Consider the following 13,779-nt stretch of genomic DNA (forward strand, 5'->3'; position numbering starts at 1 on the left):
TGCAAAGCAACTGCAGCGTCAAGCAGCAGAAAGGGTTTTTACATGTTTAATCATTAAATGAATGAGTCATTGCGTACCCATAGAAGATTTCTAGATTACTTTGAAAGCAGATATCAGCTGGTTGTTCGAAATATTGAAAACTTTGCCGAGCATATCACGCCTCCCTTTAGCTATGCCACCATTGTTGCAGTATTTTTATCATGGGTATGTATCAGTTTTGGCCTCAGCCTATGGCTCGCTAAAACGCTTTTAGCCAGGTGGATGAACCCTATCTACATAGAAACAGAAAATCAAAAAAAAATACTTTCATTGGCTACTACAGTAGAAGCATTGGAACAACAACTTACATCCCAAACAAAGTTTATTGACACCCTTCAAAAGGTTATTCAAGGCAAAGCCAAACCTCCACTGCCCCAGTCTAGCCCCTCTACCATTCCTGAGCCAATAGAAGCCACGTCCAAAGCAGCCCCACCTGTCACCACACCCACCAACCCTAAAACGGCTATTGAAAAGCGTTCACTGGTATTGTGCCCCCCTATCAATGGAATGATTACAAAGCCATTTCATAGAGAAAGCAACCATTATGGTGTCGATATTGTAGCAAAAGAAAAAGATCCTATTAAGGCTATAGCAACTGGTATTGTGATTTTTTCTGATTGGTCTGTCGATACAGGATGGGTCATTGCCATTCAGCACTATGATAACGTGGTTTCAATATGTAAACATTGTGCTATTTTATTTAAAAAAGTTGGTAACTTGGTTAGGGCAGGTGATGTGGTGGCCCTTATGGGCAACTCTGGAGAAATTTCTACGGGGCCCCATTTACACTTTGAGCTTTGGAGTGGAGGCGCTCCATTGAATCCAGAAGATTATATTTAATGCTTAGAAAAAAATGTTCAATAACAAAATAAAGAGTACAAACCCTGTAACCATTAGCAACATCATAGGTCAGGGGTCTCATTTAGAAGGCAATATAACCACTACAGGCAATTTGCGTATAGAGGGAAAGGTAACGGGCGCCATCAAAACAAAAGCAAAAGTAGTGCTGAGCCATACTGCTCAGATAGAAGGCAATATTGCAGCACACAATGCTGAAATTGGTGGGGAGGTAAAAGGCATCATAGAAGTGGTAGAGTTGCTTGTGCTGAAGTCAACCGCAACCGTATGGGGCGATATTGTAGCCAACAAATTGGTTTTTGAAGAAGGTGCTTGTTTTGATGGAAAATGTAAAATGGGTAAGGAGCATAAAGCAATACATGAACATAAGCCAGATGACGCTTTTGCTGCTGAAACTGCGCTACCTTATAAAGATAAAACCGCTGATTACCAAACGAATAAATCAGAAAAAATCATTTCACCTACTTTTTCAAACCAATCCATAACTCCTTAACATGAATAGGCTAATAGAACCAAAAGTACGTGGATACATATGCACTACAGCGCATCCAGCAGGCTGCGCCAAAAATGTGCACGAACAAATCAAATTTGTAACCAGCCAGCCTCCGATTGCATCTGGGCCTAAAAAAGTGCTGATTATAGGTGCATCTACGGGTTATGGCCTAGCTAGTAGAATAGTGGCCGCTTTTGGCGCTAAAGCACAGACCATTGGCATCTTTTTTGAGCGCGCAGCTGACGATAAACGAACAGCCTCTGCGGGTTGGTACCATACAGCTGCCTTTGAGCAAGCCGCACATCAAGCGGGGCTTTATGCGAAAAGTATAAATGGCGATGCCTTTTCGGACGCTATAAAACAAAAAGCCACTGCGTTAATAAAACAGGATTGGGGCGGGTCAGTAGATTTGGTTATCTATAGTCTAGCTTCCCCACGTCGCATCCATCCCCAAACTGGAATCTCTTTTCAATCCACTTTGCAACCTATTGGGGCGCCCTATCGCAACAAAACGATTGATATAATGAGTGGTCAGCTCTCGGATGTTTGCATTGAGCCTGCAACAGCTAAAGAGATAGCAGATACCGTTGCGGTTATGGGCGGTGAAGACTGGATGATGTGGATAGAGGCTTTATTAAAGGAAAAGCTACTGGCTCAAGCTGCACAAACCGTAGCTTATTCTTATATTGGACCTACGCTAACCGATCCAATCTATTCACAAGGAACCATTGGCGCAGCCAAAAAAGATTTAGTAGCCGCGAGCAAAATACTCACGCAGCGGCTGCATGCCATTAATGGGAAAGCTTTGATTTCTGTAAATAAAGCTTTGGTTACCCAGGCAAGCGCAGCCATACCAGTAGTACCGCTTTACATTTCATTGCTGTACAAGATCATGAAAGAAAAAAAGTTACACGAAGGATGCATAGAACAAATATACAGACTCTATTCAGATCGTTTGTATAGACCAAATGGTACCGTGTTGGTAGATGCGCAAGGCCTCATTCGTATAGATGATTGGGAGATGCGGGAAGATGTGCAACAAGCCGTTGCAGCGCTTTGGCCAAAGGTGCATGATGAAAATGTAGCTACCATCACTGACTTTGCAGGATACCGTCATGCATTCTACAAATTATTTGGTTTCGAAGTAGAAGGAATTGATTACAACCAACCGCAGATCGCAGCGGTTCCGATCCCGTCTTTACTCTAAGTCTATGCTTTTTTTATATTTTTTAAATGCCTGTATCAGCTGCTGCATTCTTTTCTGTTGACGGCTGTGCCCAATCCACCCTTTACCAGCGGGTTGTGGCAGCAGATAATGGGCCACCATCATAGCCAAAAAATTGGCTATCAATGGAAAAAAAGCAAAGCATATGCCTATTTTAGGCTTAAGATACTGTTCCAAAGAAAAATCAACCAGTACAGCTATACCCATTCCAATCAAAGCTGTATGCGTGCTACCGCGAAAACCAAAAACAGCTAAGATGAAAAGAGGGATTACGGATCCTACAAAAAAAGAGAAAAAGAAGGTAAAGACAAAACTAGTTAATTCGAATAAATCAGGATAATAAACCGTTACGATCATAGCCAATAGGCCAACCACTAGTGTAGTTATTTTAGCCACCCGAAGCTGGCACAAATAGGAAGCTACTTTTATACCGCGAATGCTTTCGACCATATCATGGCTAACCATAATAGCAGCAGCATGTAAACTGGAATCAGCTGTGGACATGGTCATCCCCAATAAACAAATCAGCACACATCCTTTGTAAACAGGTGATATATCAGCCAAGATATATGGCCAAATCTCTGTTGCGGATAGCGTTGGATTCCCTATAAAAACAAGCAGCGCAATTAATACAATTGCGCCAAATATGATAAAACTAAAAAGCGTTACACGCAAGAAAGCCTTGTAGACTTGAATCGGACCAGAAGCCATATAGGCCCTCTGTAGCACCGAGGGGGTTAGCATAAATACAATAGATAGATCATCAAAAACAAGTTTCATTAGTTTTTTATCAAAATGGAATAGCTTACTGAGTTGAAATTTTTCTTGCTTTTGTAAAAGCGATACAACGCCTAAAAAGGATTGATCTGTTTTTAGAAATACAAGCTTAATAATAAGGGGAATAATAATAGTAAAGGTCGCAAATTGTAATATATCCGTAATGGTAATCGCACGAACACCCCCAAAAATAGAATAGGTAATCAGGATTAAAGTGGCCAGTATAGTAACCATACGAGGGTCAATTGAGTCTATACACATGGTAATAGCAGAGGACATTACATTGATCTGAATAGATACAATACCAAGAGAAAAACAGATACCTAATAGCGCAGCAATAATTCTTGGATACTTACCATATACACTACCTATCGTCTCTGCAACAGAAAGGTGCTCCATAAATGGCCCCATACGCAATCCTAGTAGACTCATGATCCAAAAAGACACTGGCCTGGCACATAAAAATACTATGCGATGGATGCCCAATTCATGGACATTCGGCAATTCACGCATCAAAGCTCCTCCTCCAAAAACCGTAGCCAATATTGTAACCACCAAGGTAGTTGTATGAAACCGCTTGTTCCCCACAGCATACGTTCGAAACGTAGTAGGCTTTTGGCTCACATAAAGGCCTACCACTAGGGTCAACAACAAAAAAGCCAATACCATTAAAAAGGTGGTGGTGTATAATCGCATAGATTTATCTAGATCAAAATTTGATACCATTTACTTGCACATGGCAATGTAACAAAAATAATTGATTGATGTCTATGGAAATAAATAATTAAAATGCAAATAAAATTTGCATCATTAAGCTTTATGCATGCAATACATTAGGCCATAATATATTGCATGTATAAAATATATTCATTAATATCTTATTCATTAAAGCAATGCAATGGATGATTTTATTTTTTAATATTTTAAATCAGTTTTATGATGGGTATATTACATATAATACTATTACTAGCCCTAAATAGCTGTGTTAATGCACACAAAATGGGCAATCATGCTAGAGATCTGGTACAATATATTGGGCAATATGCTCAAACGCCTGGTGTGCACCAAGTCTTTACCACATTAAAGGGGCATTTGGTTTCTTTTTCAGAATCAGATGGGCATAGGGTAGCTATGGTGCATGAAAAACTACCCTTAGGTTTTAGTCATGAGGTGCAATTACCTGTCTATTTTGAACCAAGGTTTTCGCTCGCAACACTAGCCGCTTGTAGTACGGAGCAGCAAAGCAGGCTAATCGATATTATGCCGACGTCTAATGGCCGAATCATTTATGTGGGCAGGATGGGATTGCTAGGAGGAGGGCAGACTTATAGTACCGAAAAAAAGGAAAAATATAAATACTGCGAGAAAGGTTTACCAGGACTTAGGCGGGGAAGTTATGAATGTTTTCAATGTGGGCATGTGTACAAAGCTGCTATTACACTTGTTAGAGAGCATTTCAACACTCATTTTTGCAACAACGAAGGTTGTGATAACTGCTTAGTAAAACATAAGTCTATATGTCTTGATTGTACGCAAAAAAACCATTGTAATGAATGTTGTAAGCATGAAGATGGCTATTACGATAAAGTAACGCGTAAGATGAGTTATGCACTTAGTTTTTATAGGAAAACTTAAGAGGATAGCTTGCGATTCGGGTGGGCTGCTACAAATTGCGCCCAGCTTTTGGCCTTAGCTGTAGCAGATAAACGTTGTTGGCTATGGCATAAAGCCACTGCTAGCGCATCTGAGGCATCTAGAAAGTTCGACAGAGCGGATATGCCCAGTAGGTGGCCCACCATAGTAGCAACTTGTTCCTTTGAGGCATTTCCATTTCCTGTAACTGCTTGTTTGATCCTACGTGGTGCATATTCTGTAACAGGTATCTCGCAAGCTAAAGCTGCTGCAATCGCTACCCCTTGTGCCCTGCCTAGCTTAAGCATAGATTGCACATTGGTCCCATAGAAAATCGATTCGATCGCTACTTCATCAGGTGCATGCTTTTGAAGCAATTCGATCATATGTAAATAGATATGTCGCATCCGCAACATATGTCCTTTATATTTTTTTAATTGAAAAACACCATGTTCTATTAATTTTATAGCATTGCCTGTTGCTGCTTCTTGAATAATACCAAAGCCCATAATTACACTTCCAGGATCTAGCCCTAGAATAATTCTTCCACGCATAGGTTGGTTTGGTTTAGATAGATAGGCCCGTACTGACTTACCAAATATAATATGTATTGAGCCAATGGCATCAACTTTAAGCGATTCCTATGCCCATCGCTTTCGGCCGCCGATAAAAAATTTGGCACTTTCAGTGCATTATTTTACTGTGTGCCAAATTTTTTATCGGCGGCCGAAAGCTGATTTAACTTGATGCAATGGGAAAAACTGCCTATTAAAATGTTCTTAAAAACCAGTTACTGTATTATCATTGAGATCTTTTAGTCTTGCTGGTTACTGTACTGCTTTAATAAGTTTTTAAGCTTATGATATTTAGCTGGCACATAGTCAGTAGCAGTAAAATAACCGCCATTCATTTGATTCACATTTATTTTACCTGTGTCTAGCAAAATCTTAACACGATCGAATAGGTCTTTCTCATTTAAGTCATCATAATTTGATATCAGCATCATAAGCAATGTTTTACCTGCAGAATCTACCATATTTAAATCTAACGCTTCCTTATCGCACCAGCGTTTCAGCATATTTGCATTAAACCCCTTCTGTGACATTCTATGCGCTACTTTTTTTATGTAGGCTCCTTTAACATATTTATTGGGTTTAATATTATTTTTTTTGTCGTAATAATGTGGATCGCGTAGGAATTCGAGACTTTGTTGATCGGATAACGCACTATTTAAATTGTTCACCCAACCTTTACGTATTCCAGTACTATTATTTAGACTCATCGGTCCAATTTCGCTATTAAGCAGACCAATCGTACTATTAGCATCAGCACTAAAAGGATCAGCACCAAGACTAGCAATAGTACCAGCACCAACAATAAAAAGACCACCAAACACGGTCCATCCTACGACTTTTTGTTTTCTGGTCCAACCCTTTTTTTCTTGGCTGATATCTTGAGCAATAATTTCGTCTTTAGTATTTTTTTCTGTATCAGACAAAGGCACCACGCTTAACAGTTTGACAGAATCACCCTTTCCGCCTAACACGTGTCTTGTGTTTACACAGGAAGATAAAGTATTAAAGCTTAATAGTCCGATCAATAGGCTTGCGCTATATTGTTTATATTTCATTTTCATAGTATCTGTATTAAGTGATATGATATAACCTCCACCAAGCAGCATCGTTTTAATGCATTTCATAATCTAGCGTCTGCTTGGTTTTCATAAAGACAAAAAAACAACCTTCATAAGACCTAATAGGTCTGAGAGATATGCTTGTACTTCCTTATAATCCTACAAAACAATACATAAAATTCCTAACAAAATGAATTATAAATCAGGTAAAAAAATAAATTCTAAAGCAACTTCTTTTAAGTATTATTGCTTAATGAGCATAATAATGACAGAAGACTATTTTATAGGGCATAAAGATCCCATAACCCATTATTCCATTCAAAGCTTTTGAGAAGGGCCAGATGCTGCCGATCATGCATTATATAGTTGAAAAAAAGTCAACAATCACCTAAATTAGTGAAAAACTGGTTTCGTAGTTCAACGGATAGAATAGAAGTTTCCTAAACTTTTGATGCAGGTTCGATTCCTGCCGAGACCACTTTATCCAATTGTATTGTTTTCGGCTGATTTTCGATTGATTAAACATCAAGAGGAATGTCCATTCCTTACTCTAAGTCTATACTTTTTTTATATTTTTTAAAGGCCCGTATCAGTCGTTGCATTCTTTTTTGTTGATGGTTGCACCCAATCCATCCCTTATCAGCCGATTGTGGCAGTAGATAGTGCGCAGCGATCATAGAAATTCCATTGGCTACCAATGAAAAAAACCTAAAAGATATGCCTATATCGGGTTCAATCCACCGTTCCGAATAAAAATAGACCAATATACCTACCGTTATGCCAATCAAAACGGTACGCGTGCTACCTCGAAAACCAAAAACAGCTAAGATAAAAGGCGGGGTTACTGCAATTACAAAAAAGGGTATAAGAAAGGTAAGCGCGAAATTACTTAATGCAAATAGATCAGGATAGTAAATCGTTATGATCATAGCTAATAGGCCAAGCGCTAGGGTAGCGCATTTAGCCAGTTGAAGCTGGTGCGCATAGGAAACGCCTTTTACACCTCGAATGGTTTCCACTATATCATGGCTGACGATAATAGAAGCTGTGTGTAAACTAGAATCAGCTGCGGACATGGCCATCCCTACTAAACCAACGACCACGCATCCTTTATAAGCAGGCAACATATCAGCTAGGATGTATGGCCAAATGGCTGTTGCCGGTAGTGCTGGCGCTCCTACAAAAACAAATAGGCTAATGAATGTAACACACACCAATATCATAATATTAAAGTTTGTTAGACGCAAGAAAACCTTGTGGGCTTGAATCGGACCAGAAGCCATATAGGCTTTCTGTATGATTGGAGGAGATAGAAAAAATGCATACCACAGGCCATCCAAAAAAGCCTTCAATAGTTTTTGATCAAATTGGAAAAGATTACGCAATTGAAATTTTTCTTGCTTTTGTATAAGCAATGCAACTTCTAAAAACGATTTGTCTATTTGTACAAATACAAATTTAACAATAAGGGGAAGAATAATCGTAATGGTTATAAATTGTAATACATCAGTAACCGTAACAGCACGCACACCCCCAAACATAGAATAGGCAATAAGGATTAAAGTGGCTGGAATGGTCACGATACGCGGGTCAATCGAATCTATACACATGCCAATGGCCAAGGACATTACATTGATTTGAATAGCCACTACGCCAATAGAGAAACAGATGCCTAATACAGCGGCAATAACCCTTGGGCACTTACCATATACGCTGCCTATGGTCTCTGCAATAGAAAGGTGCGCCATAAATGGCCCCATACGAAGCCCCAGTAGACTGATTACATAGCCATTTGTTACACATATAAGTAAATAGGCTATGTGATGCATACCGAGCTCATAGATACACGGTAACTCACGCATCAGCACTCCGCCTCCAAAAGCTGTAGCCAATGTTGTAATCACTAAGGTAGTCGTTTGAAACCGCTTATTACCCACTGCATATTCACGAAATGTAATGGCCTTTCGGGTACCGTAAAGGCCTACCACTAGGGTGAGTCCCAAAAAGGACAATACCATTAGAAGGGGAATGTTATACAGCGTCATAGACCAATCAAAGTTTGATAACGTTTGTTAGCAACTGTTACTGCATCAATGTAGTAAAAATAATTGATTGGTATCCATTAAACCATATGGAACAGCTACTCCAAAACGATGACAAGCAAAAGGGCACTATTTTCTACATTGCCACTAAGTTTTCTTCTATTTTAAGATTATTAATAATAAAACTCCGCCGTTCTGGGGTATTTTTGCCCATATAAAAAGCGAGTAAATCTTCTAAGGCGCTATTGGTAGCTGGTGTTACAGGCACCAGCCGCATGGCTGCGCCTATGAAATAGGCAAATTCATCAGGAGATATCTCGCCTAGTCCTTTAAAACGGGTAATTTCTGGGTGCGCACCCAGGGACTTTATGGCTTCCTCTTTTTCTTGTTCGTTATAGCAATAATGGGTGGTTTTTCTATTGCGTACCCTAAAAAGAGGAGTTTCCAATATATAAAGATGGCCACTATAGACTAGTTCGGGAAAAAATTGTAAAAAATAGGTCAAGATAAGCAACCGGATGTGCATGCCATCTACATCTGCATCTGTAGCAACTACAATTTTATTGTAACGCAATCCATCTGGTCCATTGGCAATGTTTAAAGCATGCTGCAATAAATTAAACTCCTCATTTTCATAAACCAGTTTTTTAGATTGTCCAAAGCAGTTTAGTGGCTTTCCCCGCAATGAAAATACAGCTTGTGTGGCCACATTACGAGATTTGGTAATAGAACCACTGGCAGAATTCCCTTCTGTAATGAAAATGGTACTATCCATGCGATGGGCATGTTTGGAATTAAAATGGATATGACAGTCTTTTAGTTTTTTATTATGCAGATTGGCTTTTTTGGTTTTTTCATGGGCTAGTTTTTTAATACCAGCTATTTCTCTGCGCTCACGTTCAGACTGAAGGATGCGTTTTTGTAATAGCTCAGCTATAGATGGATTTTTATGTAAAAAGTTGTCTAATTCACTTTTGATAAAAGCAATTATAAAACTGCGGATGGTGGGGCCTTCAGGAGCCATCTGTTGTGAGCCCAGTTTTGTTTTGGTTTGGGATTCAAAAATAGGTTCTTGCACCTTAATGGAAAGTGCAGCTATTACCCCCCCCCGGATATCTGCGGCATCAAACTCTTTTTTATAAAAGGAACGTAGGGTTTGTACAATGGCTTCTTTTAAACCATTTAAATGGGCGCCTCCTTGAGGGGTAAACTGTCCATTCACAATGGTATAATAGACTTCGGCGGAAAGTGTATGGTGATGGGTGAGTGCTAGTTCAATATCCTGTTTTTTTAAATGGATAATCGGATACGTATGGCTTTCAGCTGCTGTTTTAGCTTGCAATAAATCCAAAAGTCCACCCCGAGAATGGTACTTCTTACCATTTAGGTTAAAAACAAGCCCTGTGTTTAAAAAGGTGTAATGGGCAATCTGTTCTTCTATATATTCGGGTACAAAGGCAAATTGCTGGAAGATAACTGCATCTGGTTTGAATATAACATGGGTGCCATTTGGCGCATTGGTGGCCAGGATTTCCGATTCTTCTAACAACACACCAGCAGAAAAAATCGCTGATTTGCTGAATCCATCTCGAAAAGATTGCACTTTGCAATATTCCGAAAGTGCATTAACGGCTTTTATACCCACTCCATTTAACCCTACAGACTTTTGAAAAGCTTGGCTGTCATATTTACCGCCTGTATTAATCTTGGCCACACAGTCTACTAATTTGCCTAATGGAATACCCCTCCCAAAGTCGCGCACAGAAACCTGATGGTCGTCTGTTATTTTTATTTCAATTTTTTTTCCATAGCCCATTACAAATTCATCTACACTATTGTCAATAACCTCTTTGATCAGTATATAGATGCCGTCATCGGGGAGACTACCGTCCCCCAATTTCCCAATATACATACCCGGACGGAGCCGGAGGTGTTCTTGCCAAGCTAAAGAGCGGATATTCGCTTCTGTATAATTAGGAATGGTCATAGGGCATATCAAATGCAAGATGAGGCACAGTTGCAATCAATCTTTGAGCCACTTCTGTAAAATGGCTAAAGTTTATGGTTTCTGGTGTATCCGTTGTTTTATGGTAATTAGGATTCCTAAAATTAGCTGTATCGGTAATCATAAAAGCAGGAAACCCTTCCATCGAAAACGCTCCATGATCAGACCGGTAAACAAGTCGCAAGCATCCAGGTAAAGCGATACGATGGATAGAAAATGGTTTAGGGCTTGTTTTGTGATAACATGACATCCATTCCTTTTGAAATGATCTTGACTTTAAGTCGCCAATTATCGTTAGAAAATTCCCTTGATTTCCATAAAGATATTTTAACCATTTCAAATACCAAGGATACATTTGGCTATCCTCTTCATTAGAGAAATAACCTATACTTTCAAGCGATATCATACCTATAATAGACTCACCTTTTTCTTTTGCCCGCTTGGCATATTGTACACTGCCCATATTGTTTCCGAAAGATTTTCCTTGCTGATCTAGACTATAAGGGGACTCTTCATTGGGGAAAGCAACTAATTTTATAGTACGTTTCATTTTTAGCTTATCATTGGACTGCGTATATAGATGATACATATGCCTGGCTATTTCTATTAAAACAGCAATACCAGAGCCATTGTCGTCTGCGCCTGGACTTCCAAAAACGGTATCATAGTGTGCGCCAATTACAATAGATTCAGTAGGTGCGCTATTGCTTGTATCCCTATCGTTAGGCAGATCTATACTGTCTGGAATGGCTACTTCTATATTTTGGACTTCAAAGTTTTTATGGTCATATGTTGCGGTATATGTAGTTATATTTGGCTGGTAGCCAATATCCTTAAGGGTGTTAATAATATATTGAGCAGCTTGACATAGCTTTGCATAGCATGCTTCGTTCTCTATATTTCGTGGACCAATGGTTTTTGATAAATAGGTTATATGCTGTTTTAGATGCTTGTTTAGTGTCTCATATGGTTGCATAGGTATGGTTGTTATGGTATTAGTAGTGTGCGCTCTCAAAATAATGCCGCTAGACCCCATTAATAATGTGGCAAAATAAAAAATATACTTGCCATACATCTTACTTTTAGATAAAATCATAAAACTTCTAGCCAATTGAGTGCATAAAATGGATCTTTATATAGCTTATAAGATAAAGATAATATTGTTTTTGCTACAACAAATTTATGCTAAATGTGTATGATCCAATTTGATCTATTGCTATATCGATTGATTTGAACGTGATAAAAATTTATAATGACATAGGGGTTTCTAAAGAGAGCGTACAACATTGTTTATATAGCTGCAAGCTTCATCTCCCTAAAGATTACCGAGTGGGGTATATTTCTGCGCTGGAGATTATAGACGGAAGTGGACTTAAAGGCACACGTTTATTGATTCTACCGGGGGGCAGAGACCTCTATTATGTAAAAAGTTTACAAGGTAAAGGCGATCAGCAGATCCAAGATTATCTGTCAAGTGGAGGCAACTTTCTTGGCATCTGTGCAGGTAGTTATTATAGTGGCACCTATCTAATCTTTGCGCAAGCGACCTCTATTGAAGTAGTAGGCCCTAGAGGGCTTGGTTTATTTCAAGGTATAGTAAAAGGTCCTGTATTGGCCCCTTATTATTATGGGTCACATAAAGGAGCATCTGCTGCACGGGTTATAACCACCTATAGCCAAGAGGAAAAAGATTGTTATCTCTATTATAATGGGGGTGGTTACTTTGTTAATGCAGAAAACGTGGCCGATACAGTAGTTTTAGCTAGGTATACCAATAACCCTCTTGCCCAAGCAGCTATCATCCAGTGCCATTATGGGCTTGGAAATGTAGTTTTAAGTGGTATTCATCTGGAGTATGATCCTAACATGATGCAAGAAGCAGCGCTTAAACAGATTCGGAAGACTTTAAAGGACTATAACGAAGCAAGAATTAAACTGTCCAAATATATATTGGCACTATTATCGATTGCATAATGCTTGTTTTTTATCGACTAGGTTATTTTTTTATGGAACGGCACCGAAATTCCTCTTTTGATCTTGGAAGAAGATTAAAGCTTCCATTAGATTTTCTTTTTTGAAATCTGGCCAATATAAGTCTGTAAAGTACAGCTCTGAATAAGCAGATTGCCAGGGTAAAAAATTACTTATGCGTTTTTTTCCACCTGTGCGTATCAGTAGGTCAATATCGGGTAACTGGCTTGTATTTAAATATTTTTTATAGATATCTGGCGTAATCTTGGCGCGATAATCATGGGCAAACTTTATAAAATGTTTAAAACGAGAACGCTCATTAAAACCTTTTTTTAAAAATTCCTTAACAATTTTATCTAAGAATTCATTCACAATAGCCTCGGAAGCAGCTACTGCTTCTGCTTGCCCTCCGTAGTTAATGGCAACCGTTAAGTGCAACGCCGTGTTGTCCTTTGTAAGTGCTATCACCTCTTTCAATTTATCCCAGCAAAAACTAGGTATCCCTTCTTTATCCCCAACTACACGAAATTTAATGTTATGCTCAGTAAAAAGGTGGATATTCTCAGAAAGGCTTTCAGCTATCACGCTAAAAATAGTTTTTACTTCTTGCTCTGGTCGGCTCCAGTTTTCAGTGGAAAAAGCATAGAGGGTTAAATGGGAAATGCCTTGCTCTAAACATCCAGTTATTGCTTCATTTACAGCTTTTTTTGCACTTTTATGTCCATAAGATCGGTCGCCTTTTGCTTTTTTGCCCCATCTTCCGTTGCCATCCATAATAATGGCAATATGTTTTGGTTTTTTTTGCAAGCTAGGCGATTTGTTTAGCTCATATGTATTGGAAAAAGAGGTATGGCTGGACAATAGCATCAATAGCAATAGGCCAATTGTAAAGAGCTTCTTATAGACAATCGCTGCAATAAAGGAGCGTGTGTGTTTTTTGTCTGTCATTATGGAAAACGGGTTATGCATCTGGTATAAATACTTTTTTATCTTACAACCACACCATCTAACACAGCTAGAAAATAAAGTACAGAGGCAGGACCTCACTACTGGTGAGGATACAAAACCAAATTTAACAAAAATTATAATAAGGATCAAAAAGAG

At 38.9% G+C, this 13,779-nt stretch carries 12 protein-coding genes and 1 tRNA gene; 6 read left to right on the forward strand and 7 right to left on the reverse strand.

Translation table 11 applies throughout. From position 1 onward, the window contains the following. Positions 1 to 57 precede the first annotated feature (57 nt). Genes ACOALF_RS01355 through fabV form a run of 3 tightly spaced genes read left to right on the forward strand, consistent with a single transcriptional unit; the run spans position 58 to position 2,597 of the window. The gene (locus ACOALF_RS01355) at positions 58 to 879 is read left to right on the forward strand and encodes a M23 family metallopeptidase (protein WP_419241660.1); all 822 of its coding nucleotides are present in this window, start codon (positions 58 to 60) and stop codon (positions 877 to 879) included. Positions 880 to 892: 13 nt separating this feature from the next. After that, positions 893 to 1,390: a bactofilin family protein gene (locus tag ACOALF_RS01360; RefSeq protein WP_419241661.1), complete on the forward strand. Its 498-nt coding sequence runs from the start codon at positions 893 to 895 to the stop codon at positions 1,388 to 1,390. A gap of 1 nt (position 1,391) precedes the next feature. Further along, positions 1,392 to 2,597, forward strand: coding sequence for an enoyl-ACP reductase FabV (gene fabV, locus ACOALF_RS01365; protein WP_419241662.1), 1,206 nt, complete (start codon positions 1,392 to 1,394; stop codon positions 2,595 to 2,597). Here fabV and ACOALF_RS01370 read toward each other — a convergent pair. After that, positions 2,589 to 4,088, reverse strand: coding sequence for a sodium:solute symporter family protein (locus tag ACOALF_RS01370; RefSeq protein ID WP_419241663.1), 1,500 nt, complete (start codon positions 4,086 to 4,088; stop codon positions 2,589 to 2,591). The genes fabV and ACOALF_RS01370 overlap by 9 nt on opposite strands. Before the next feature lie 240 nt (positions 4,089 to 4,328). On the opposite strand from ACOALF_RS01370, the gene ACOALF_RS01375 reads away from it, so the two are divergent. Further along, positions 4,329 to 5,027, forward strand: a complete 699-nt coding sequence (locus ACOALF_RS01375) for a hypothetical protein (RefSeq protein WP_419241664.1) — start codon at positions 4,329 to 4,331, stop codon at positions 5,025 to 5,027. Here the strand turns inward: ACOALF_RS01375 and ruvC are convergent. Together ruvC and ACOALF_RS01385 are read right to left on the reverse strand one after the other, a co-directional pair. Further along, a complete protein-coding gene (gene ruvC, locus ACOALF_RS01380; RefSeq protein WP_419241665.1) occupies positions 5,024 to 5,578 on the reverse strand; it encodes a crossover junction endodeoxyribonuclease RuvC in 555 nt (184 codons plus the stop codon). The genes ACOALF_RS01375 and ruvC overlap by 4 nt on opposite strands. A gap of 260 nt (positions 5,579 to 5,838) precedes the next feature. Continuing rightward, positions 5,839 to 6,705, reverse strand: a complete 867-nt coding sequence (locus ACOALF_RS01385; RefSeq protein WP_419241666.1) for a hypothetical protein — start codon at positions 6,703 to 6,705, stop codon at positions 5,839 to 5,841. Between the two features lie 358 nt (positions 6,706 to 7,063). Between ACOALF_RS01385 and ACOALF_RS01390 the strand changes: the two genes are divergently transcribed. Beyond that, positions 7,064 to 7,135, forward strand: a tRNA-Arg gene (locus ACOALF_RS01390). Between the two features lie 67 nt (positions 7,136 to 7,202). On the opposite strand, the gene ACOALF_RS01395 is transcribed toward ACOALF_RS01390, so the two are convergent. From ACOALF_RS01395 to ACOALF_RS01405, 3 genes are all read right to left on the reverse strand, one after another. After that, complete coding sequence (locus tag ACOALF_RS01395) at positions 7,203 to 8,702, reverse strand: sodium:solute symporter family protein (protein ID WP_419241667.1); 1,500 nt, start codon at positions 8,700 to 8,702, stop codon at positions 7,203 to 7,205. Between the two features lie 133 nt (positions 8,703 to 8,835). Further along, positions 8,836 to 10,686 (reverse strand): DNA topoisomerase IV subunit B, encoded by a 1,851-nt coding sequence (locus ACOALF_RS01400; protein ID WP_419241668.1) that lies wholly within the window; start codon positions 10,684 to 10,686, stop codon positions 8,836 to 8,838. Further along, positions 10,673 to 11,680, reverse strand: a complete 1,008-nt coding sequence (locus tag ACOALF_RS01405) for a M28 family peptidase (RefSeq protein WP_419241669.1) — start codon at positions 11,678 to 11,680, stop codon at positions 10,673 to 10,675. Before ACOALF_RS01405 ends, ACOALF_RS01400 begins: the two co-directional genes overlap by 14 nt. A gap of 260 nt (positions 11,681 to 11,940) precedes the next feature. On the opposite strand from ACOALF_RS01405, the gene ACOALF_RS01410 reads away from it, so the two are divergent. Continuing rightward, entirely contained in the window at positions 11,941 to 12,678 is a 738-nt protein-coding gene (locus tag ACOALF_RS01410) for a BPL-N domain-containing protein (protein WP_419241670.1), read from the forward strand. 30 nt (positions 12,679 to 12,708) lie between these two features. Here the strand turns inward: ACOALF_RS01410 and uppS are convergent, their stop codons facing one another. Then, the gene (gene uppS, locus ACOALF_RS01415) at positions 12,709 to 13,623 is read right to left on the reverse strand and encodes a polyprenyl diphosphate synthase (protein WP_419241671.1); all 915 of its coding nucleotides are present in this window, start codon (positions 13,621 to 13,623) and stop codon (positions 12,709 to 12,711) included. Positions 13,624 to 13,779: the final 156 nt, after the last annotated feature.

It is taken from the genome of Cardinium endosymbiont of Nabis limbatus, assembly GCF_965196625.1.
Lineage (GTDB): Bacteria > Bacteroidota > Bacteroidia > Cytophagales > Amoebophilaceae > Cardinium.